Source organism: Actinoalloteichus spitiensis RMV-1378 (assembly GCF_000239155.1).
GTDB classification, from domain to species: domain Bacteria; phylum Actinomycetota; class Actinomycetes; order Mycobacteriales; family Pseudonocardiaceae; genus Actinoalloteichus_B; species Actinoalloteichus_B spitiensis.
In genome coordinates, this window is the sequence record NZ_AGVX02000196.1 from 1 (window position 1) to 22889 (window position 22889).

General features: G+C 72.1%; 18 protein-coding genes. 12 read left to right on the forward strand and 6 right to left on the reverse strand.

What is annotated here, in order from left to right; translation table 11 throughout:
* The coding region (locus tag ACTIDRAF_RS0209990) for a M14 family zinc carboxypeptidase (RefSeq protein ID WP_039786649.1) at positions 1-2448 on the reverse strand (2448 nt) is incomplete at its 3' end.
* Between the two features lie 556 nt (positions 2449-3004).
* On the opposite strand from ACTIDRAF_RS0209990, the gene ACTIDRAF_RS0209995 reads away from it, so the two are divergent.
* The 7 genes from ACTIDRAF_RS0209995 to ACTIDRAF_RS0210025 all read left to right on the forward strand — a co-directional run bounded on the left by ACTIDRAF_RS0209995 (position 3005) and on the right by ACTIDRAF_RS0210025 (position 11068).
* On the forward strand, positions 3005-4336 hold the full coding sequence (locus ACTIDRAF_RS0209995) for an extracellular solute-binding protein (protein ID WP_039786648.1): 1332 nt from the start codon (positions 3005-3007) through the stop codon (positions 4334-4336).
* A gap of 14 nt (positions 4337-4350) precedes the next feature.
* On the forward strand, positions 4351-5289 hold the full coding sequence (locus tag ACTIDRAF_RS0210000; protein WP_016698599.1) for a carbohydrate ABC transporter permease: 939 nt from the start codon (positions 4351-4353) through the stop codon (positions 5287-5289).
* Positions 5286-6203, forward strand: coding sequence for a carbohydrate ABC transporter permease (locus tag ACTIDRAF_RS0210005; protein WP_016698600.1), 918 nt, complete (start codon positions 5286-5288; stop codon positions 6201-6203). Before ACTIDRAF_RS0210000 ends, ACTIDRAF_RS0210005 begins: the two co-directional genes overlap by 4 nt.
* Before the next feature lie 49 nt (positions 6204-6252).
* On the forward strand, positions 6253-7272 hold the full coding sequence (locus ACTIDRAF_RS0210010; RefSeq protein WP_016698601.1) for an arabinan endo-1,5-alpha-L-arabinosidase: 1020 nt from the start codon (positions 6253-6255) through the stop codon (positions 7270-7272).
* A 277-nt stretch (positions 7273-7549) separates the two neighbouring features.
* Complete coding sequence (locus ACTIDRAF_RS0210015) at positions 7550-8530, forward strand: arabinan endo-1,5-alpha-L-arabinosidase (protein WP_016698602.1); 981 nt, start codon at positions 7550-7552, stop codon at positions 8528-8530.
* 104 nt (positions 8531-8634) lie between these two features.
* The gene (gene arfA, locus ACTIDRAF_RS0210020; protein ID WP_016698603.1) at positions 8635-10155 is read left to right on the forward strand and encodes an arabinosylfuranosidase ArfA; all 1521 of its coding nucleotides are present in this window, start codon (positions 8635-8637) and stop codon (positions 10153-10155) included.
* Positions 10156-10438: 283 nt separating this feature from the next.
* Positions 10439-11068, forward strand: coding sequence for a LysE family translocator (locus ACTIDRAF_RS0210025; RefSeq protein WP_016698604.1), 630 nt, complete (start codon positions 10439-10441; stop codon positions 11066-11068).
* A 94-nt stretch (positions 11069-11162) separates the two neighbouring features.
* On the opposite strand, the gene ACTIDRAF_RS0210030 is transcribed toward ACTIDRAF_RS0210025, so the two are convergent.
* Complete coding sequence (locus ACTIDRAF_RS0210030; protein WP_016698605.1) at positions 11163-12002, reverse strand: SDR family NAD(P)-dependent oxidoreductase; 840 nt, start codon at positions 12000-12002, stop codon at positions 11163-11165.
* A 391-nt stretch (positions 12003-12393) separates the two neighbouring features.
* On the opposite strand from ACTIDRAF_RS0210030, the gene selD reads away from it, so the two are divergent.
* The 3 genes from selD (at position 12394) to ACTIDRAF_RS31900 (ending at position 14120) form a co-directional block, all read left to right on the forward strand.
* On the forward strand, positions 12394-13053 hold the full coding sequence (selD, locus tag ACTIDRAF_RS35465; protein ID WP_342626682.1) for a selenide, water dikinase SelD: 660 nt from the start codon (positions 12394-12396) through the stop codon (positions 13051-13053).
* On the forward strand, positions 13050-13433 hold the full coding sequence (locus tag ACTIDRAF_RS35470; protein ID WP_342626683.1) for a hypothetical protein: 384 nt from the start codon (positions 13050-13052) through the stop codon (positions 13431-13433). The genes selD and ACTIDRAF_RS35470 overlap by 4 nt, the downstream gene beginning before the upstream one ends.
* Before the next feature lie 201 nt (positions 13434-13634).
* On the forward strand, positions 13635-14120 hold the full coding sequence (locus ACTIDRAF_RS31900; protein WP_016698606.1) for a hypothetical protein: 486 nt from the start codon (positions 13635-13637) through the stop codon (positions 14118-14120).
* Positions 14121-14305: 185 nt separating this feature from the next.
* Here the strand turns inward: ACTIDRAF_RS31900 and ACTIDRAF_RS28100 are convergent, their stop codons facing one another.
* A complete protein-coding gene (locus tag ACTIDRAF_RS28100) occupies positions 14306-14542 on the reverse strand; it encodes a DUF6480 family protein (RefSeq protein ID WP_016698607.1) in 237 nt (78 codons plus the stop codon).
* 153 nt (positions 14543-14695) lie between these two features.
* Between ACTIDRAF_RS28100 and ACTIDRAF_RS0210050 the strand changes: the two genes are divergently transcribed.
* The gene (locus tag ACTIDRAF_RS0210050; RefSeq protein WP_052168767.1) at positions 14696-16843 is read left to right on the forward strand and encodes a catalase; all 2148 of its coding nucleotides are present in this window, start codon (positions 14696-14698) and stop codon (positions 16841-16843) included.
* A 146-nt stretch (positions 16844-16989) separates the two neighbouring features.
* Here the strand turns inward: ACTIDRAF_RS0210050 and mihF are convergent, their stop codons facing one another.
* Positions 16990-17304, reverse strand: coding sequence for an integration host factor, actinobacterial type (mihF, locus tag ACTIDRAF_RS0210055; protein ID WP_016698609.1), 315 nt, complete (start codon positions 17302-17304; stop codon positions 16990-16992).
* A 369-nt stretch (positions 17305-17673) separates the two neighbouring features.
* Entirely contained in the window at positions 17674-20244 is a 2571-nt protein-coding gene (locus ACTIDRAF_RS0210065; RefSeq protein WP_016698611.1) for an ATP-dependent Clp protease ATP-binding subunit, read from the reverse strand.
* 225 nt (positions 20245-20469) lie between these two features.
* On the opposite strand from ACTIDRAF_RS0210065, the gene cds1 reads away from it, so the two are divergent.
* Entirely contained in the window at positions 20470-21588 is a 1119-nt protein-coding gene (gene cds1 / locus ACTIDRAF_RS0210070) for an L-cysteine desulfhydrase Cds1 (protein ID WP_016698612.1), read from the forward strand.
* Between the two features lie 30 nt (positions 21589-21618).
* Here cds1 and ACTIDRAF_RS0210075 read toward each other — a convergent pair.
* Positions 21619-22889 (reverse strand): alpha-galactosidase (locus ACTIDRAF_RS0210075; RefSeq protein ID WP_026065952.1); only part of this gene is annotated, 1271 nt, incomplete at its 5' end.

A 22889-nucleotide genomic window follows, 5' to 3' on the forward strand; every position in this document is an offset into this window, starting at 1 on the left:
CGCCCCCCCCCCCCCTGCCGCTCGCGGGCCCCGGTCCCCCTCGCTCCAGTGGCCGGCGACGAGAGGGCCGTCCTCCGCGTAGCGCTGTTCCACCCGCACCTCGGGGCCCAGCTCGGTGAACCACAGCGGGGAGTACACGAAGGAGTGGTCAGGGGCGTGGTTCCCCACCGGACCGGACCCGGGGGACACCGCGACGACGCCGTTGGCGTTGGACGGTCCGGTGATGGCGGACGCGGTGAGCAGGCCCGCTTCGTCGTTGAACGTCGCGCCGGTGCGGCCCCGGCTCACCACGCCGCCGTCGACGAGGAAGTCGTCCAGTGCCGAGCGCGCCCGTACCGACAGGGCGGAGTAGCGCAGCCCGGAGGAGACGTAGAGGACGTCGACGTCCGACCAGTCGAACCCGCCGTCGAGCACGGCCGCCGACACGGACCGGACCTCGAAGCCGAGGTCCCGCAGCACCAACAGCTCGTCGGCGGACGCCGCCGCCGCGACCACCGGCCGGTGCAGGGGGACCCCCCGCTCCCCGGGCGGCGAGGAGGTGAAGCGCACCCCGTAACGGTCGGCCACGACCAGTGCCCCAGGCCTGGCCGAGGCGGGCAGCACCACGGAACCGTCGTCCCGCCGGTAGACCTCGTGTCCGGCGGCCACCAGGGCGTTCACCGCCCGTACGTCCCCGCCGTCCACCAGGTCGAGGGCCAGGTCGGAGCCGGGTTGCGCGCCTACCGCACCCGTGGGCGCGGCGGCCACCACCGGACTGGTCGCGACGGTGGGCGCCTCGTCGAACACCACGTCCACCGAGGCGCCCCACAGCAAGCCGTGGCTCCACCCCGAGATGTCGTACATCGTGGGCACGTCGCTCGAGATGTCCCGGCCCGCCTCCAGCATGACGTTCGCCAGGCCCCGCTTCGGCTGGTGCATGTCCACCAGGTACGAGCCGGCCGGGTAGGACGCGCCGCCGAGCCGGAAACCCGCCTCCGCGCGTTCGACCCGCACGTCGTGCGCCACCAGGTGGTCCACCAACCGGGCCGCCGCCGCCTCGGACCGTTGGCCCGCCCCGCCGGGGATCACGTAGGCGCGGGGGAAGGTGGTGTGGTAGCGGTCCTCGTCGCCGAACCCGGGGACGTAGTCGTCCTCCACGTCCCGCTGCGCCTCACCGGCCCAGCCCCGCCGGAACAGCTCGATCTGGTCGGCCAGCAGCGACTCGCGGTGCTCCACGACGTAGTCGAGCGCCGCGTTGATCGTGGCCTCCGCGACGTCGGTGTTGATCCCGGCTCGGCGTCGCAGCTCCTCCACCGGCAGCGTGTCGTACTGCGTGCGGTTGACCCGCATCGGCACCTCGACGGTGTGGCCGATGGCCCCGTGGTAGATGGCGTACATGGGCGTGAAGATCGGCGGCCAGGCGTCCCAGGCCCCCGGCTGGTAGTCGCGGAACGGGATGTCCACCTGGCGGGTCTCCGCGTGCCCGAGGTCCTGGACCGCCCGCTCCATGCCGAGCGCGTTGGCGTAGGCGTGCCGGATGTACAGGTCGAACTCGTAGTTCTGCCCGTGCGGCGGCGTGCCGGGTTCGATCAGGGTGTTCCCGGTGTACCCGTGCTGGTCGAGCATCAGCAGGGGTTGGGTCTCGATGAGTACGTCGCGGGCTGCTCGGGACTCCGGCTGCGACGAGGTGATGTGGTCCCGGTTGACGTCGAAGCCCGCCGCGTTGGACCGGGTGCCGGCCACCCGGCCGTCGGGGTTGCCGCTGATCGTGACGTGGACGCGGGTCTGTTCGAGCAGGGCGAGGACGTCCTCGTCGTCGGAGGTGGCGAGCCGCTCGACCACCCGCATGGCCCCGTCCGTGCCCTCCCACTCGTCACCGTGGATGTTGGCGTTGATCCACACCGGCGCCTTGTACTGGGAGCGCAAGGCGCCGCGCCGGGCCGCCTGGCCCGGGTTGTCCTGGATGAGGTCCCGCCACGCGTCCTGCCGACGGGTCTCGGCGGGCCGTTCTGGAGCGGTCACCGTGACCAGGTAGAGGTCGCGGCCCAACGTGGACTCGCCGACGACCTCGACCGAGACCCGGTCGCTCTCCCGCTGGAGGTCGTTCAGGCGAGGCGCGATCTCGTGGTAGGGCAGCAGGCCGAGCCGGACGGACCGGTCCTCCGGGTCCTCGGGGTACTCGCGGAGCTGGGTCTGACGCGGGTACCCCTGTTGGACGCCGGGTTCGCCCACGGTGGGCGCGGGCCCGGACAACGGGCGGCCGCCAGGCGTGCCGGGCTGGTTCTCCCCGGTGACCGGGACCGTGCGACTGGCCGTCGGACCAGGAGCGGCGGCCTCGTGCCGCTCGGCGCCGTTCCCGGGGTCGCGGTGGGTGGCGGGCGCGGCCTGCGCCGGGCCGGCCCCGAGCGCGGCACCGACGAGCAGCGCCGCGCTGAGCAGGACTGAGGTGAGACGACGCGGCAACGACAAGCGACCTCCTAGGACGTGGTTGTCGGTGATCCTTAGCCAGGCTCACTACCGAGTCAAGTCGCGGTGAAGCGCGGGTCCGTGGTGGGGGTGGTGCGGCTCCCGGGGTCTTCCCGTCGCGCCGCCTCCCGCGTGTCCGGGTGCGCTGGGGCCCGCTCCGTTCGTGCCGTGGCGCGCGACGGGACCCCGGGGACCACCGCGATGTCCGGTCCCGTCCGCCGGGGCGCGGTGCACGCCCCGGCCGTCAGCTCCTCCGGCGTGGCGGGGACATCCGGCGCGGGGGTTTCGGGTGTGGCGCCGCCGGTCCGCTCCGCCCCCTCGGGACAGCACTCCGAGCAGCATCCGACGTGGCGATAACCGTCCGGTATTCCGGACATGGCCTGGTGGGTGCGTGGGAGAGGCGCTGGCCGGACAGGCTGACCTCACTCAGGGGTTACCAGCGGTTCTCGTCCGAAAGCGGTCACGTCTCACCCTTGTTCCGTTGACGTGACTGTAATGCGCGTCATAGCTTCCGTTCGAGAAACCGGATCAATGTCGATATACGGGACAGGGTGCTGCCGTGACACCACGCGATCGCTCCCGTCGCCTCAGCCGCCGCGCGTTGCTGGGGGGCGCACTCGGACTGGGTTCGCTCGGCGCGCTCGGAGCTCTGGGCGGCTGCGCTCCGCCACGCTTCTCCGACGGGATCCCGCTCCGCTTCTGGCACCTCTTCGCCGGTGGCGACGGCATCAACATGAACCAGATGCTGGACGCCTACCGCGCGGCCCACCCCGAGGTGGACCTCGAGGCGGTCACCCTGGCCTGGGGCGAGCGGTACTACACCAAGCTCTCGATGTCCGGCGCCGGAGGCCGCGCGCCCGACGTCAGCGCGCTCCACCTGACCCGGTTGCCCGGCTACGCGCCGAGCGGGCTCATCGACCCGCTGCGGCCGGACCTGCTCGCCGAGGCGGGGATCCGGGAGGAGGACTTCCCCCCGGAGCTCTGGAGGCGGTCGCACCACGAGGGACGGCTCTACGCGGTGCCGCTGGACGTGCACCCCTATGTCCTCTACTACAACGTGGACGTGTGCGAGCGGGCCGGTCTCCTCGCGCCGGACGGCTCACTGGCCCCGATCAGCGGGCCGGACGAACTCCGGGCCGCCTTCGCCGCGGCCAAGGAGGTCACCGGTCACCACGGACTGGTCACCGAGACGGTCGGCAGCGACACCATCGGCCCCTGGCGGGTCTTCTGGACCCTCTACCGACAACTGGACGGGCACCTCCTCACCCCGGAGGGCACCGGCCTCGCCGTCGACGACGACAAGGTGTTGCGGGTTCTCCAGTACATGCGCGGCCTGACCGACGACGGTCTCGCGCCGAGGGAGGTCGACGTCAACGGCGCGGTCTCCCTGTTCGCCAGCGGGCACGCCGGCTTCTTCATCTTCGGTGACTGGGAGGTCAGCACCTTCCTGGAGACCGGGACCCCGTTCTCCATGGCCCGCATCCCCCAGGTCTTCGACAACGCCAACGCGCAGGCCGACGCGCACGTCTTCGTGCTGCCCCACCGCACCGACCGCACCGACGAGGACCACCGCCGCGTCTACGAGTTCATCGCCTTCCTCCTCAGCCAGAGCATCACCTGGGCGCGGGGCGGCCACGTACCCGCCTACCGGCCGGCCCAGGAGGACCCGGAGTACCTCGACCTCCGCCCGCAGTCCAACTACCGCTCGGTCGCCGACGACGTCCAGCTGGACCCGGAGGTGTGGTTCGCCGGGTCCGCCTCCGTGATGTGGCTCGAGCTCGGCGCGGTGATCTCGGCGGTGTTCTCCGGCCGCACCAGCCCGGAACAGGGCGTTCTCGGCATCCGCCGGGTGATGGAGGACCTGCTCGACCGTCCGAATCCGATCGACTGAGGGGAGGGACCGCCATGAGCGTCGACACCGGACCCGCCGCCACGACCCGGCGCGAACCCGCCACCGCGAGCCCACCCCGACGACGGCGCCGCAACCTGACCGGGCTGCTGTTCGTGCTGCCCTTCCTGCTGGCCTACGCGCTGTTCCTCGGCTGGCCCCTGGTGGGCGGTCTGATCAGCAGCCTCACCGACGCCAGCCTCGCCAGTGGCGAGGCCCGGTTCGTCGGCCTCGACAACTACGCGGAGGCGGTCGGCGATCCCGCCGTCTGGCAGGCGTTGTGGGTCACGGTCAAGTTCACCCTGCTCAGCACCCCGCTGCTGGTGGCGGTGGGGCTGGTGATGGCCCTGCTCACCAACCACCTGAGCCCCGGGCGCTGGCTGTGGCGCCTCGCCTTCTTCGCGCCGTACGTCCTGCCCTCCACCGTCGTCACGATGATCTTCGTCTGGATCCTCCAGCCGGACTTCGGACTGGCCGACGGGCTGTTGGCCGGACTGGGGATCGACGCCGACATCGGGTGGTTGACCGAGCCGAACACCGCGATGGTGTCGGTGGTCCTGACCACCGTGTGGTGGACGGTCGGGTTCAACTTCCTGCTGTACCTGGCCGGGCTCCAGGCGATCCCCCACCACCTCTACGAGGCCGCCGAGCTGGACGGGGCCACCTGGTGGGACAAGCTCTGGCGGATCACGCTGCCGATGCTGCGTCGCACCACCGGCCTGGTCGTGGTGCTCCAGCTGCTGGCCTCGTTGAAGATCTTCGACCAGTTCTACCTGATGACCGGTGGCGGACCGGAGCACGCGACCCGGCCGGTGATCCAGTACATGTACCAGACCGGCTTCACCAACTTCCGCATCGGCTACGCCTCCGCCATCTCCTACATCCTGTTCGCCCTGATCCTGGTCGTCGCCGTCGCCCAGGTCCGGCTCTTCCGACCGCGCGAGGAGGCATCGTGACCCTGCACGAGACGGACCGGAGGGCCGACCCCCGCCCCTCGGGCGGCCGCGGCGACGACACCCCGCCCTCGCCGCCGCCCAGCAGGCGACGGCGCTTCCGCCCCGGCGCGTTACTGCTGTTCGTGATCACCGCGTTGCTGGCGGCGCTCTGGCTGCTGCCGCTCGCCTGGGCGTTCCTGACCTCGGTGAAGCCGGAGGCGGAGACGACCGCCATTCCGTTGCGCTGGTTCCCGACCGAGTTCACCCTGGACGCCTACCGCACCGTCCTCGACGGCGGCCACTTCTGGCTGTGGCTGTTCAACAGCCTGCTCACCGCGACGGTCGTGACGGTCCTCGTGGTGGTCCTCTGCACGATGGCCGCCTACGGGTTCTCCAGGACGGACTTCCCCGGGAAACGAGCCCTGTTCGCGATCACCCTGGTCGGGATCATGGTGCCCCCGCAGGTGCTGATCGTCCCGCTGTTCGACCAGATGGTGCTGCTGAACATGGTCGACACCTACTGGGGGATCATCCTGCCGCAGATCGTCACGCCCGCGATGGTCTTCATCCTCAAGAAGTTCTTCGACGGCATCCCCCGGGAGCTGGAGGAGGCCGCGTTGATGGACGGAGCCCGTCGTTGGCGCATCTACTGGCAGATCATCCTGCCCCTGTCCCGGCCGGTGATCGCGGCCGTCGCGATCTTCACGTTCATCACCACCTGGAACAACTTCCTCTGGCCCTTCATCGTCAGCACCGATCCCCAGTTCATGACCCTGCCCGTGGGACTCGCGGCGATCGAGAGCGGCTACGGCCTGCGTTTCGCCAGGGTCATGGCCTCCGCGGTCCTCGCCGGGCTGCCGCTGCTGGTCCTCTTCGTCCTGTTCCAGCGGCAGGTGGTCCGGGGCGTGGCCCACACCGGGCTCTCCGGTCAGTGACCGAGCACCACCCGTGATCCCACCCCTTCCAGCGACAAGGAGCACGAAGATGGTTGTCAGAGCCGCCGGCCGCCTCCGGTCCACCGTCGCTCTCCTCGCGGTGACCGCGCTGGTCACGACGGGAGTGCCCGCCGTGGCGCACGCCGCCGAGGCCGACGTCCCCCCGGCGTCGGAGCAGGGCTACCCGCTGCCCGGGCTCGTGCGGGGCGATGTCCTGGTCCACGACCCGTCCATGGTCCGCACCCCCGAGGGGTACCTGCTCTACTCCAGCCACAACGGCATCGAGGTCCGGAGCTCGTCGAACCGGATCGACTTCGACCGGGTCGGCCCCGCCCTCGCCGAGGTGCCGGCCTGGGTCGACGACTACAACGACGTGCGGGGGGTGTGGGCACCGGACGTCTCCTACCACCGGGGCACCTACTGGATGTACTACACCGCGTCCAGCTTCGGTTCCAACCACTCCGCGATCGGTCTCGCCACCAGCCCCACCGGCCAGCCCGGCACGTTCACCGACCAGGGCATCGTCATCTCCAGCACCCACGGCGACGACTTCAACGCCATCGACCCCTCGCTGCTGGTGACCTCCGACGGCTCGTGGTGGCTCTCCCTCGGCTCGTTCTGGACCGGGATCAGGATGATCCGCCTCGACCCCGAGACCGGGCTCCGGCACCCCACCGACCGCACCCTGCACCACCTGGCCACCCGACCCGACTCGCCCCACGCGGTGGAGGCGCCCTACGTCCTGGAGCGGAACGGCTACTACTACCTGTTCGTCTCCTACGACCACTGCTGCAGCGGGGTCGACAGCACCTACCGCGTCCTGGTCGGCCGGTCCACCAGTCCGACCGGCCCGTACGTCGACCGCGACGGCGTGCCGATGCTCGCCGGTGGCGGCACCGAGGTGCTCTCCACCCACGGCACGATCATCGGACCGGGCGGGCAGAGCGTGCTCTCCGACGTCGACGGTGACCTGCTCGTGTACCACTACTACGACGGCGCCGACCACGGTCGGCACAAGCTGGGCGTCAACCTGCTCGACTGGAGCGGCGGGTGGCCCCGTGCCTACTGAGGGCCCACTGGTCCCGGTGCGTGGCCGTCCGGTGTCGTCCGGGCGGCCCCACCGCCGTGCGTGGACCCCGCTCGCCGTCCCCTGCCACCGGGGCAGGGCAGCCGCCCGACCGGGACCCGGGACCCGGCCGGCCGCGACCCGCGTCCCCCGGTCGCTCCGCCGAACGAGCGACACCGCCACCCTGCCGGCTGACCGCGCCCTGCCTCCACGGCAGAGCCGCCCGACGCTGGGGGGACGAGCCGCCGGCCCCGGCGGCGACCAGGGTGGAGGTACGAGCATGCGGTGGACGAAGGGACGCGGGGCGCTCCGGGTGGCGGTCGCGGCGGGCACGGTGGTGGTCTGGATGGCGGCGGCGCCCCCCGCGATCGCCGCCTACCCCGGCCCCGGTCCGGTCAGCGGTGACACCCGCATCCACGACCCCTCGATGGTGCGCACCCGTGCCGGCTACCTCCTCCTGGAGAGCCACGGGAACCTGGGTGCCCGCACCTCCCCGGACCGGTCGCACTTCACCCGTGCCGACCCCGTGTTCCCCACCGTGCCCGCCTGGGTCCACGACTACAGCGACGGTGACGTGTGGGCGCCCGACATCTCCTACCAGCGCGGCAGGTACTGGTTGTACTACGCCGCCTCGACGTCCGGCTCCCGGAACTCGGCCATCGGACTGGCCACCAGCCCCAGCGGACGTCCCGGCACGTTCACCGACCACGGCATCGTCGTGTCCACCACCCTCGACGACGACCACAACGCCATCGACCCGGCACTGCTGGTGGACCGGCAGGGCCGGTGGTGGCTCGTGTTCGGCTCCTTCTGGAGCGGCATCAGGATGATCCGCCTCGACCCCTTCACCGGGATGCCGCACCCCACGGACCGCACCCTCCACCACCTGGCCCGCCGCCCCGTGGAGCAGGCGGTCGAGGCGCCCTACGTCATCGAACGCGGCGGCTACTACTACCTGTTCGTCTCCTTCGACCACTGCTGCCGGGGAGTGGACAGCGACTACCGGATCATGGTGGGCCGCTCGGCCAGCCCGACCGGCCCGTACGTCGACCGCGACGGCGTGCCGATGCTCGACGGCGGCGGGACCCAGCTGCTCGCCAGTCACGGCGACGTGCGCGGACCCGGCGGGCAGAGCGTCCTGCGGGACGGCGACGTCGATCTGCTCGTCTACCACTACTACGACCGGGCCGACGGTGGCCTGTCCAAGGTCGGCCTGAACCAGCTCTCCTGGGACGACGAGGGATGGCCCCTCGTGACCTGACCCGGGCACGGCCGAACGGCCATGACGTGCGGCGGCACCCGAGGCCGCCAGGGGGTGGTCACCGCCCGGCGACCACCCCCGACGTGAACCGATGGAAGGAAGCAATGCAGGACTCCGCCACCCCAGTGCAGCCCACCGCCTCCCTCACACTGGACCCGGCGTTCAGCGTCGGCGAAGTGAACCCCCGCCTGTTCGGCTCCTTCGTCGAACACATGGGCCGGTGCGTCTACACCGGCATCTACGAGCCGGACCACCCGACAGCCGACGCGGACGGCCTGCGCACCGACGTGCTGGCCCTCATCCGGGAGCTGGGCGTGACGATGGTCCGGTACCCCGGCGGGAACTTCGTCTCCGGGTACAACTGGGAGGACGGGGTCGGGCCGGTCGAGGAACGTCCCCGCCGCCTCGAACTGGCCTGGAAGTCGACCGAGACCAACCAGTTCGGCCTCAGCGAGTTCATGAACTTCACCCGCAGGACGGGCATCGAACCGATGATGGCGCTCAACCTCGGGACGAGGGGCGTCGACGACGCCCGCCGGCTGCTCGAGTACACCAACCACCCCGGCGGTACCGAGCTGTCCGACCTGCGACGGCGGCACGGCGACGAGGAGCCCTTCGACATCCGGCTGTGGTGCCTGGGCAACGAGCTCGACGGGCCGTGGCAGATGGGGCGCAAGACCGCGGAGGAGTACGGCCGGCTCGCGAACGAGACCGCGAACGTCATGCGGCTGATCGACCCGGACCTGCGGTTGGTCGCCTGCGGCAGCTCCTCCTCGGCGATGCCGACCTTCGCCTCCTGGGAGGCGACCATGCTCGAGCACTGCTACGACCGCGTCGACTACGTCTCGTGCCACGCCTACTACCACGAGCAGAACGGCGATGTCGGCAGCTTCCTGGCCTCCGCCGTGGACATGGAGCACTTCATCGACAGCGTGGTGGCGACGGCCGACCACGTCCGGGCCAAGGTCCGCAGCTCCAAGCGGCTGGAGATCTCCTTCGACGAGTGGAACGTCTGGTACCAGTCCCGTGAGGGCGAGGACCCCGGCTGGCGGGTGGCGCCCCGCGTCATCGAGGACGTCTACTCGGTCACCGACGCCGTGGTGGTCGGTAGCCTCCTGATCACCCTGCTGCGGCACTGCGACCGGGTCACCGCGGCCTGCCTGGCCCAGCTCGTCAACGTCATCGCGCCGATCATGACCGAGCCCGGCGGCCCGGCGTGGCGGCAGACGAGCTTCTTCCCCTTCGCCGACGCGGCACGGCACGGCCGCGGCCGTGTCCTGCGACTGGCCGGGACGAGCACCACCTACGAGACGGCGAAGTTCGGGGAGGTCGACCACCTGCACGCGACCGCCGTGGAGGCGGAGGACGGCAGCGTCACCGTCTTCGCGGTGAACCGCGACACCGAGAACCCCCTCCGGCTCACCGCTGACCTGCGCGGCCTCGGCCAGGCCCGGGTGCTGGAGCACCGGGTGCTCGCCGACGCGGACCGGCACGCCACCAACACCCTGGAGCACCAGGACCGGGTGACACCTCGCCAGGTGTCCGGTACGAGCTGCCAGGACGGAACCCTCACCGCGGAGTTGCCACCGCTGTCCTGGAACGTCATCCGCGTCGCCGCGAGCTGATCCCGGCTGACGTCCCCTCACCCGGGTGGTGCGGTACCACCCGGGTGACCAGGGTTCGCCGATCCGCCCCGGCCAGCGCTGGCCGGGGCGGAGGTCCGCGGGTGCCGGCAGCCACCGCACCGGGGTGGTGGCGACCACAGTGAGGGCTGGTCCCCGGAAGCCCCCACTGCGAGACCACGACCAGTAGCGTGGCTCACTCACACGCGGGTCATCCAGAGGGCCGCCGCCCACCGACGTCGCCGGGAGCGGCGGTCGGACCCGCCAGGCGAGGGGGAGGTCCCGGGTGGGTGCGGAGTGGACGGGGTTCCTCACCGCCGCGTTCCTGGTGTCGCTGGTACCGGGAGCGAACCAACTTCTCGGCATGCGCAACGCGATCCACCACGGCATCACCCCCGCCGTCGTGGCCGCCACCGGACGCCTGTTCGCCTTCGTCCTCATGATCCTCGCGGTCGCGTTCGGAGCCGGCGCCCTGATCACGTCCTCCGACCTCGCGTACACCGTGCTGACCTGGTGCGGCGTGGCCTACCTCGGCTGGCTGGGGATCTCCACGCTCTGGCGCTCCCGCCGGGCGGGAGCGGGCGAGGCCCCCGCCCCGGAGGCCGAAACCCGCCCGTCCCGCTGGCGCCTCGCTCGCCGCGAGTTCCTGGTGGCCGCGACGAACCCGAAGGCACTGCTGTTGTTCACGGCCTTCCTGCCCCAGTTCGTCGACCAGGACAGCGAGTCCGCGACCGCGCGGTTGCTGGCCCTCGGCGCCGGCTACCTGGTCGTCGAGTTCGTCGTCATGCTGCTCTACGCCACCGCCGGCGCCCGCATCGGGGCCATCACCCGACCCGGTGCCATGCGGCGGGTGGACCAGGGGACCGGGGTCGTCTTCCTCGGCCTGGCGGGGTGGCTGGCCGTGAGCTCGCGCTGAGCCAGCACCCCGGGGTCCACCACGAACGCCCCCGCCCAGGGGGGGGAGGGCCGGGAGGGGACGCCGCCCGCCCCCACCCGAGGCCCGGGTGCGCTCACAACGCGTGGCCACCCGCGACCTGCACCACCTGCCCGGTGATCCAACGCGCCTGCCGGGAGGCGAGGAAGACGACGCAGTCCGCGATGTCGCCCGGGTCCCCCACCCTGCGCAACGGGATCGACGGACGCACCTGCTCCACGAGGTCGGCAGCCATCCAACCGGTCTGCACCGGCCCCGGGGCCACGGCGTTCACCCGCACCCCCAGCGGACCGAGATCCAGGGCGGTCGCACGGGTCAGCGCCTCCAACGCCGCCTTGGACGTGCCGTAGGCGAGCTGCCCGGGGAACGCCCGGGCGGCGTCGGTGGAGATGTTGATCACCGCCGGAAGCCACTCCCGGTCCTCGGGTCCGGTCGGGCTACCCGCACCGCCGGTCGTGCGCCGGCGCGCGACCTCCGAGATGAGCAGCGCGGGCGCGTGCACGTTCACCCGGTACGTCCGGTCCAGCACGCCCTCGGTGAGCTCGGTGACGATGTCGGGACTCTCGCAGTGGGCGGCGTTGTTGACCAGGACCAGCACCGGCCCCAGCTCGTCTTCGACGGCGTCGAGGAGCGCGCGCGGTGCCCCGGGGGCCCCGAGGTCCGCCGGGAACGTCGCCACCGCCCCCGCCCCGGCCTGGACCAGCCTGTCAACCAACTCGCCTGCCTCGTCCGCACCACCCGGCGTGTGCTCGAACCGCACACCCGGCGGCGGGCTCGCCGTGCCGGGGTGGTGGTGCACGGCGACCCGGGCCCCCTGGGCGGCGAAGGCGAGTGCGGTCGCCGCGCCGATCCCCCGGTCAGCTCCCGTCACCAGGACCACGGTGTCCGCCAAACCAGTATCGATCACCGGGGTCATCCTCGGGCACCACCGTCGCCCACGCCACCTCATTCTCCGGCCGGCCACGACCTGGGGGCCCGACGCCGTGCCACCCCGGAGAACGGTGCCTCCGCCCCACCAGGAGCCGGGCCAGGCCCGTGGTCGGCGCGGGTCGGCCCGGTCGGTGCGGCGGACGCCGTCCCGACCCGTCCCGGCCCGAGCCCTCCGACCGGAGCCCTCCGACAAGAGCCGTCCGACCGGAGCCCTCCGACCGGAGCGGGACACCGCCCACGTCTCCACGCCGGCTCACCGCCGGTGGCACCACCGCGCCCCACCGACCCGCACCGGTGGTGCCGCCGACCGGGCCGCCCGCCCGGGGCGGCTCCGCCACCGCGTACCGCCACGACACCGGTTCGGGCACCATGATCAGATGTCCCATTCCCCACAACCAGCACGCCCCGACGACCCGGTCCGCCACGCACCCGGAGACCAGCGCCTCACCCGGTTCCTCCCCGAGGACGAGGACCCGGCCTTACTCCCGCCCGAGCTGGAGCGGCTCGTCCACGGACTCGCCGGCGCGGCACCCGGGAGCGGAGCGGTCGGAGAACTCCTCGCCGGGCGGGACGACACCGACAGCGCCAGCGTCCTGCGGTGGGCCACCAACCACACCCTGGCCAGCTCCACCAGGATCCTGCCCCCCGTCCTGGACGATCCCTACGACTGGGGCTGCGTCGCGGCGGCCCACGCGTTCTCCCCGGTGTACGCCACCGGCGCCCGTCCGGTACTCGCCGTGAACCTGCTGGGCTGGCGGCGGGACCTGCCCGCCGACCAGGCGGCGCAGCTCCTCCAGGGCGGCCTGGACGTGGCACGGGACGCCCGGTGCCAGCTCGGCGGCACCCACCCCGTCGGCGACGACCGCCTCGGCTACGGCCTGTCCGTGACCGGCGCGGGGCGTCCGGACGCGGTCCTCAGCGCCGACGGCGGCGTGCCAGGGGTGCCGCTCACCCTGACCAAACCCCTGGGCAGCGGGGTGCTGACCCGGCGGCACCGAGCGACCGGCGAGTACTTCCGCAGGCCGTGGCGAGCATGACCGCCCTCAACCACCGGGCAGCCGAAAGCGCCCTCGAGAACGGCGCGCGGGGAGCCGTCGAGGTGGGGGAGTACGGCCTGCTCGGCCATGCCTACCTGCTGGCGCGGGCCAGCGGCGTCACCGTGGTCCTCGACTCGGCGGCCCTCCCGTTCCTGGAGGGCGCGCGGACCAGCGCCGCGCACGCCGACTCCCCCCGGTCCCGGCGGGTCCTGCGCTGGCTGGGGCAGCACGTGGCGGCCGACGGCCTGCCGGAGGAGGACGCCCTGCTGCTCGCCGACCCGCAGATCTCGGGCGGGCTGCTGGTGGCGGGGGAGGTGCCCGGCTTCCCGGTGGTGGGCGAACTCCTGCCCCGAGGGGAGGAGGCGGTGGCGGTCCGCTGACGGCTCCCGTCCGTCCCCACCCGGGGGGTCGAACACCAGGCGGGAGGGCTGCCGCCACCCCGGAACCCCGGGGGCCGGTGGCGCTCCCCGCCGCTCCTCCGTGTGCCCACCTTCCCCGCTGGGTACTCCCCCACCACGGGGTCGCCCACGACCGGGCCGGCCGGTGGAGGGACGCGACGAGGCGGCCAGTGGAGGACGAGCATGACGATCAGCGAGCGCAGGTTCTCCCCGGAGAGCGGACCGGGAGTCGTCACGGCCGGGCCTCCGGAGTCGCCGACGATCATGGTGCTGGACCCGGCGGGCGAGGCGATCCACGGCGAGCTGCCCGCCAGCTGGCGGACGCTGTCCGACCGCTACCGCGTCGAGTGGGTCCGGTGGCCAGCCCTGCCGAATCCCGCGCACCTGGCCGCCAGCCTGCTCGGCGAGGCCCCGGTCGTCCTGCTGACCACGCGGAACCTGGTGGACACCGCGCAGTGGCTGGCCACCCGTCCCGGGTCCGGGATCGACGCCGTCTACCTGCTGGCCGGCCCCGCGCTCCCCGAACCGTCTGAGGTCCCCGACCACTTCGGCTCCGTGCCGGTCCGGGAACTCGACCCGGCCGGCACGCGCAACGACCGCCGTCGGCCGCTGCCCCTCGGCCACCCGGTCGTGGTGGCGGCGATGGGGGCGGTGCTGGACCACGAGTGAGCCGGGCGGTGCCCGAGCGGACCGCCGCAGCCGGCACGGGGTGCGCCGGGAGGCGCGTCCGGGACGGCACCCCCGGTACCGGACCAGCACCGGTGGTACCCCGGCGTGCCGCACGCCCCCGGCGGCGCCGGAGGAGCTCCCAGGGTGGCAGCGGGCCGGAGCCGCCGGCCGTCACCGGACCGTGGTCAGAAGAAGAGACCCGCGAGGTACCCAGCGAAGAAGCCCGCCACCAGCGCGGCCAGCAGCACGATCGCCAACACCGTCAGCCGGACGCTCCACCGCGACGGCGGCTTCGGGTCCCGGTAGGCGAGCTCCTCGGTGGCGCTGCTCTCGGCCGGCGGGGTCTCGGTCGGGGGGACCCGCTCGGGATCGTGGGCAGGAGCGCGGTCCTCACCCCGGCCGGATTCGAAGTGCCTCGTCATGCCCACCGGGTACCCCGTCGGTCCGCGGCCCACTCCCTCCCGCCGCCGACCCCGCCGTGACCGCGTGCGGGTGGGTTTCGGCCGCCGCCCGCCGGGTAGGAGCGGAGGAACCCCTACGGAGGGAAGCCAGACCACGACGGAGAGGTTTGTCAGATGAGCGGTCCAGATCCTGTCTCGGGCAACCCGCCGCCTTCCGGTCGAGGCGCGGACGACAAGCAACGGCAACTGGACGCGGAGCGCGTCAGCGCTGACGGCGCCTACCTCACGACGCAGCAGGGAGTGCGCGTCGACCACACCGACGACTCGCTGACCGTCGGGGAACGCGGCCCCACCCTGCTGGAGGATTTCCACGCGCGGGAGAAGATCACCCACTTCGACCACGAACGCATTCCCGAACGGGTGGTTCACGCGCGGGGAGCCGGTGCCTACGGGTATTTCCAGCCCTACGACGGCTCACTCGGCGAGTACACCTCCGCCGAGTTCCTCACCGACCCGGGCCTGCGCACGCCCGTGTTCGTGCGCTTCTCCACCGTGGCCGGGTCGCGGGGGTCCGCCGACACCGTCCGGGACGTACGGGGATTCGCGACGAAGTTCTACACGCGGCAGGGCAACTACGACCTCGTCGCGAACAACATGCCCGTCTTCTTCATCCACGACGGCATCAAGTTCCCCGACTTCGTGCACGCGGTGAAACCGGAACCGCACAACGAGATCCCGCAGGCCCAGTCGGCGCACGACACCCTGTGGGACTTCGTCTCGCTCCAGCCCGAGTCGATGCACATGATGATGTGGCTGATGTCCGACCGGGCACTGCCCCGCAGCTACCGCATGATGCAGGGCTTCGGCGTGCACACGTTCCGCTTCGTCGACGGTGAGGGCCGGGGCACCTTCGTGAAGTTCCACTGGAAGCCGGTGCTGGGAACGCACTCCCTGGTGTGGGACGAGTGCCAGAAGGTCGCCGGCAAGGATCCCGACTACAACCGGCGGGACCTCTGGGAGGCGATCGAGGCCGGGCAGTTCCCCGAATGGGAGCTGGGTGTGCAGCTGGTCCCGGAGTCCGCCGAGTTCGACTTCGACTTCGACCTGCTGGACGCCACCAAGATCATCCCGGAGGAGGAGGTCCCCGTCCGCCCGGTGGGCAAGCTCGTGCTCAACAGGAACCCGGACAACTTCTTCGCCGAGACCGAGCAGATCGCGTTCCACACCGCCAACGTCGTGCCCGGCATCGACTTCACCAACGATCCGCTGCTCCAGGCCCGCAACTTCTCCTACCTCGACACCCAGCTCATCCGGCTCGGCGGCCCCAACTTCGCGCAGATCCCGGTGAACCGCCCGGTGGCTCCCGTCACGAACGACCAGCGCGACGGCTACCACCAGTCCCGGATCCACCGGGGGCGGACCAGCTACACCAAGAACAGCCTCGGCGGGGGCTGCCCCATGACGGCGGGAGCCGACCAGGGTGCGTTCCGCCACTACCAGGAGAAGGTCGAGGGCCACAAGATCCGGGCCAGGAGCGAGAGCTTCAAGGACTACTACTCGCAGGCCACCCTGTTCTGGAACAGCATGTCGGCCTGGGAACGGCAGCACATCATCGCCGCGTTCCGCTTCGAACTCGGCAAGGTCGAGACCGTCGAGATCCGGGAACGCGTCGTCGCCCAGATCAACCACGTCGACCACGACCTCGCCGTGCAGGTCGCGAACGGCATCGGCGTCCCCGCTCCGAGCTCGGAGGTCCGACCCAACCACGGGCGCAGCTCGCCCGCGCTGAGCCAGGCGAACGCGGTCACCGGCCGCCTGGAGACCCGGCGGGTCGCGGTGCTGGTGTCCGACGGGGTCGACGAGGGCGCGGTCCGGCTGATCAGCGAGGAACTCCGCTCACGCGGGGCGGTCCCCGAGCTGCTGGCACCCGCCGACGGCTCGGTGCGCACCTCGGACGGCGGGAGCATCGCCGTCGACCGGGCCATGTCCACCATGGCCTCCGTGCTCTACGACGCCGTGTACGTACCAGCGGGGGAGGAGAGCCTCCAGAACCTCTCCTCGGACGGCCTGGCACTGCACTTCGTCGCCGAGGCCTTCAAACACGGCAAGCCGCTCGCGGCGACCGGGCACGGCGTCGCGTTGCTCGGCAGGGCGGGACTGGTCAACGTGCGGCTGGCCAACGAGGGGGACGGCACGGTGACCGACCAGGGCGTGGTGACCGACGTGGACAACGCGAGCAGCCCCGGGGTGAGCGGGCACTTCGTCCACGCGCTCGGCGCGCACCGGCACTGGGAGCGGGACTCCGACCAGGTGCCGGCCTGACGCCGGGGGCCGCGGGCAGGACCGGGGACAGGCCACCCCGCCGCCCCTCCCGAGCAGGGGGGCGGCGGGGGTGGTGACCGGGTGAACGAGGCGACCCCGACCCCCTCGACCGAGGGGAGCCGGGCGCCGTCCCGCTCACGGGGAACTCAGCCGGCCAGCGCGTCGATCAGCGCCTGCCGCTGGCGGTCGCCGAGCCCCGCGGCGCGGCGGGACGTGTCGATCCCGGCCTGCTCCAGCACGGCTGCGGCCCGCTTGTCACCAATGCCGGGAAGCGCCTTGACCAGGGCCGTCACCTTCGTCTTGCCGACGATGGTGTCGGTCTTGGCCTTGTCGAGCACGGCGGGCAGCGTGTGCTGGCCCGACTTGAGACCCGCGAGCAGTTCGGAACGGGCCTTGCGGGCCTCGGCGGCCTTCGCCAGCGCGGCTTGCCGCTGTTCTGGCGTCAACTCGGGCAGAGCCATGTGTGGATCGTCCTTCCTGATGGTGCGTCGATGTTCCCGCTGGTCGCGGGGACGTCAGAAGGCATCCTGAAGGACGCCGCCGACAACCCGCTGCTTTGCGGGCCCGGCGTGTCCCCGATCCCCGGTGACGTCGGTCGCGTGGGAGTCCGCGAGGACCCCCGTCCGGCGGGATCCGAGCACTCTCCGTAGTCCTCCGTGGTGGCCCCGGGGGACGGCGGGCTGGTCGGGGTCAGACGCCGTCACGGGCCGTGCCCCGTCCGGCACATGACCGGACGGGGCCCCGGCTCCTCGGCCGGCGACCCCGCTCCCACCACCCCTCCCGGGATGCACCTCGGCCACACCGTACGCCGCCGTGTCGAGCGCTCGACCTCAGGCGGGTTGCGCCTGTTCCCGGACGCCCCCCTCGCCACCGTCGACGGCGAAGTACAGGTGGTCGTCCCTGGCGTCCACCGTCACCTCGTGCCCCGGCGTCAGCTGGCCGTCGAGCAACATCGACGACAGCTGGTTGTCGATCTCCCGCTGGATGGTGCGCCGCATCGGCCGGGCACCGAACTCCGGCTGGTGGCCGTGCTCGGCGACCCACTGCACCGCGGCGGGCTCGAACCGGATGGAGACGTCCTGGGCGCGCAGCCGCCGTCGGGTGTCCTCCAGCATCAGGTCCGTCACCTCCCGCAGCTGCGCGAAGTCCAACTGGCGGAACACGATGACCTCGTCGATGCGGTTGAGGAACTCCGGGCGGAAGGTCTCCCGCAGCCGGCTCATCAGCCGCGCCTCCACCCGTTCGCTCTCCCGGTCCGCACCGGCCGCCGAGCCGGGGTTGAACCCCAGCCGCCCCGCGCCCCTGGTGACGAGGTCGGACCCCACGTTGCTGGTCATGATGACCACCGTGTTGCGGAAGTCCACGGTCCGCCCCTGCCCGTCGGTCAGCCGCCCGTCGTCCAACACCTGGAGCAGCATGTTGAACACGTCGGAGTGCGCCTTCTCGATCTCGTCGAACAGCAGCACGGAGTAGGGGTGCCGCCGGACGGTCTCGGTGAGCTGTCCGGCCTCCTCGTACCCCACGTAACCGGGAGGAGCGCCGGTGAGCCGGCTCACCGTGTGCCGTTCCTGGAACTCGCTCATGTCCATCCGCACCATGCGGTCCTCGTCGCCGAACAGCGCCTCCGCCAGTGCCTTCGCCAGCTCGGTCTTGCCGACCCCGGTGGGCCCCAGGAACAGGAAACTGCCCATCGGCCGGTTCGGGTCCCCCAACCCGGCGCGGGACCGCCGGACCGCCTCGGCCACCGCACGCACGGCCTCGTCCTGCCCGATGACCCGGTGGTGCAGGTGTTCCTCCAGGCGGAGCAACCGGCTGCGTTCCTCCTCCGTCAGCTGGCTGACCGGGATGCCGGTGGAGCGGGAGACGACCTCGGCGATGTCGTTCGTCGTGACCTCGGGAGACCGGGGAGTGCCGTCCTCCCGCATCGACTCGATCTGGTCCCGCAGCTCCTCGGACCGGTCCCGCAGCCGGGAGGCGTGCTCGTACTGCTCGTCCGCCACCGCCTGCGCCTTGTCCCGCCGGACCTGCTCCAGCTGCTGCTCCAACTCCCGCAGCTGCGCGTTGGGAGTCCGCAGCCGGAGCCGGACCCGGGCCCCGGCCTGGTCGACCAGGTCGATCGCCTTGTCCGGCAGGAAGCGGTCGGTGACGTAGCGGTCGGACAGCTCGGCCGCCGCCACGAGCGCCTCGTCACGGAACCGCACCTGGTGGTGCGCCTCGTAACGGTCCCGCAGACCACGCAGGATGGCGATGGTGTCCTCCAGGGTGGGTTCGGGCACGAGGATGGGTTGGAACCGCCGTTCCAACGCGGCGTCCTTCTCGACGTTGCGCCGGTACTCGTCGAGCGTCGTGGCACCGACCACCCGCATCTCGCCCCTGGCCAACGAGGGTTTGAGCATGTTGCCCGCGTCCATGGTGCCCTCGGCCCCGGAACCCGCCCCGACGACCGTGTGCAGCTCGTCGATGAAGATGATCAGGTCGTCGCCGTGCTCCCTGATCTCGTCGATGAGCTTCTTCATCCGCTCCTCGAAGTCACCCCGGTAGCGGGTGCCGGCCACCACCCCGGTGATGTCGAGCTGGATGACGCGCTTGTCCAACAGCAGGTCGGGGACGTCCGCGTCGACGATGCGCTGCGCGAGCCCCTCGACGATCGCGGTCTTGCCCACCCCGGCGTCCCCGATGAGGACCGGGTTGTTCTTGGTGCGGCGGGAGAGCACCTCGATGGTCTGCTCGATCTCGCCGTCGCGTCCGATCACCGGGTCCAGCTTGGCCTCCCGCGCCGCGGCGGTCAGGTCCCGGCCGTACTGGTCCACCGTCGGTGTGCTGGTCTGCTGCGCCCGCTCCGGCGGGGCGCCCCGCCCCGAGAACGCCGACCTCAGCGCGTTGGGAGTCACGTGGGCACCGGTCAACAACCTGCCCGCGTGCGACTCCGGGTTCGCCGCCAGCGCCAACAGCAGGTGCTCTGGGCCGATGTAGCTGGCTCCGGTGGCCCGGGACAGCTGGTGGGCGTCGAGCAGTGCCCGTTTCGCCGCGGGCGCCAGCGTCGGCGGCGCCTCCCGGGGTGCCCCGGAGGACGGGCCGTGTTCCTCCACGGCCGAGGCCAGCGCCCTCGGGTCGGCTCCGGCCTCCTCCAGCAGTTCCCGCGTCGGGGCTACCTGCGTCGCTGCCCAGAGGAGGTGCTCGGTGTCGACGTCCGCCCGCCCCCACTCGGCCGTCTTCCGGGCAGCCCTGGCCATCAGCTCCCGCGCCTGCTCGCTCATCAGCAACGTGATGTCCACCCGCCGCGCGGGGTGGCGCTGTCCACCGCTGCCGAAGAACCGGGCGAGGAACTCGTCGAAGGAGCCTCCGCCGAAGCCTTCCGGGCCCCCGCCGAGGCCACCCTCGGGGCCGAAGTAGCCGCTCATTGCCAACCTCCCAGTGCTGACGACCTGCCGTTGCCCCCGCTGTCGGTGGCACGCGGTGCGTCCAGCCCGGCGCCGTCGGCGTCGTCGGCTCGGCGAGGCGGCACACACCGCTCTGCTCACACGAGGCGCGTCCCCCCGGAATGCCCGACCGGGGGAGGACCAAACGCCGCTGGCCGTCGGCCACGGGGCGGACCGGCGCCCAGGTGGGTCGGCTATCCTGCCGCGATGCGGGCTGGGGCGCGGGACGAGGGGAAGTGGGACGACGCTCTCGGCCGCCGGGCGCGCGCCTGGGCGGACGAGGCGGTCCGCCGGGTGCAGGCGGACGCCAACCGGTCGGCCGACACGCACCTGCACCTCGTGCCACTGCCCGCCGAGTGGGGGATCGACCTCTACCTCAAGGACGAGTCGGTGCATCCCACCGGGAGCCTGAAGCACCGGCTGGCGAGGTCGCTGTTCCTCTACGGTCTCGCCAACGGGTGGATCACCGAGCACACCACGATCATCGAGGCCACCAGCGGGAGCACCGCCGTGTCCGAGGCGTACTTCGCCCGGCTCCTCGACCTGCCGTTCATCGCCGTGATGCCCCGCACCACGAGTCCGGAGAAGATCGCGCTCATCGAACGCTACGGCGGTCGGTGCCACTTCACCGACCGGCCGATCGAGATCTACTCCGAGGCCCAGCGGCTCGCCGAGGAGACCGGCGGGCACTACATGGACCAGTTCACCTACGCCGAACGGGCGACGGACTGGCGCGGGAACAACAACATCGCCGAGTCCATCTTCGAGCAGCTCAGCCAGGAACGGCACCCCGTCCCCGAGTGGATCGTGGTGGGTGCCGGTACCGGCGGGACCTCGGCGACCATCGGCCGCTACCTGCGGTACCGGCGCTACCCGACCCGGTTGGCCGTCGTCGACCCGGAGAACTCCGCGTACTTCCCGGGGTGGACCACGAGCGCTCCCGACTACGCCACCGGGATGCCCTCCCGGATCGAGGGGATCGGCCGCCCCCGCATCGAACCCAGCTTCGTGCCCAGCGTGATCGACCTGATGATCCCGGTGCCCGATGCCGCGAGCATCGCGGCCGTCCGCCACCTCCACGAGATGACCGGGCTGCGCGCCGGTGGTTCCACGGGCACCAACCTCTGGGGCAGCTGGCAGCTGATCAGCCGGATGCTGGACGCGGGCACCACGGGCAGCGTGGTCACCCTGCTCTGCGACGGCGGGGACCGCTACGACCACACCTACTACGACGACTCCTGGGTGGCGGCGCAGCAGCTGGACCTGGCCCCGCACCGCCGGACCATCGACGAGTTCCTCGCCTCCGGCACCTGGGAACAGGGGTGAACCCCAGCACCGGACGCGCCTCGGCCGGGCTCACGCCGCCATCAGGTGCAGGAGCAGGCCGTGCGCGGGGTGGAGGACGGGCAGTTGCAGTCCCACCGCCTCCAGGGCCCGCCCGGTGAGCACCACGCCACCTTCCCCGATCCACCGGGGCAGCCCGACGGCCGACCCGGAGGTGGGCTCTCCGACCTCGGTGCGGATCCGCACGAGGTACCGGTGCTCGGGCACCAGGCCGGGCAGCCGCACCCGCCCGGGGACCGCCCCGGTGGAGGTCCCCACCCGGGCGTAGGAGAAGACGGCCTCTCGGCCGTCCGGCGCCACGACGCCCCGGACCAGGGCTTCGGGATCGGGGTGGTCGACGTGGACGACGCGGCCTCCGTGCAGCAGCTCCCGCAGTTCCCGGTACAGGCTCGCCCAGGCCCGGATCGCGTCGAGTTCGGCCTCGTCCCGGCCGACCAGGTCCCACTCGATGCCGGCGTGCCCGCCGAGGCTGGTGAGCAGGCGGAACCGCAGGTCCGTCATGCGTCCCGTGGTGTGCGAGGTGGGGCCGCCGACGTGGCTTCCCACCAGTTCGGGAGGCAGGAGCACCTCGGTCCAGCGCTGGATGGCCTGGCGTTCCACCGGGTCGTTGGTGTCGGAGGCCCACACCCGGTCGGTCCGTTCCAGCACTCCCAGGTCCACCCGCGCGCCACCGGAGGAGCAGGACTCGATCTCCAACCCCGGGTGCCGTTCCCGCAGCCTGTCCAGCAACCGGTAGCCGGCCAGGGTCTGGGCGTGGACGCCGGCCCGACCCGTCGGCCCGTGGACGGCCTCCAACAGGTCGCGGTTGTGGTCCCACTTCAGGTAGTCGACCCGGTACTCGGTGACCAGCGCCGTCAGGCGCTCGAAGAGGTACTCGGAGACCTCGGGCCGGGACAGGTCGAGCACGTGCTGGTGGCGCCAGGGGAGCGGTAACCGCCCCTCCGCCGCCAACACCCAGTCCGGGTGGGCGCGGTAGAGGTCCGAGTCGGGGTTGACCATCTCGGGTTCGACCCACAGGCCCACCTCCATGCCCAGCCGGCGCACGTGGTCGAAGACGGGGTGCAGACCGTCGGGGTACTTCCCGGGGTCGACGTACCAGTCGCCGAGGCCGGCCCGCTCGTGGCGGCGCCCGAGGAACCAGCCGTCGTCCAGCACGAAGCGTTCGACCCCGACCGAGGCGGCCACCGAGGCCAGTTCCCGCAGCCTGTCGACATCGTGGTCGAAGTAGACCGCTTCCCAGGTGTTCAGCACCAGGGGGCGGGGGGTGCGGGGGTGGTGCGGGC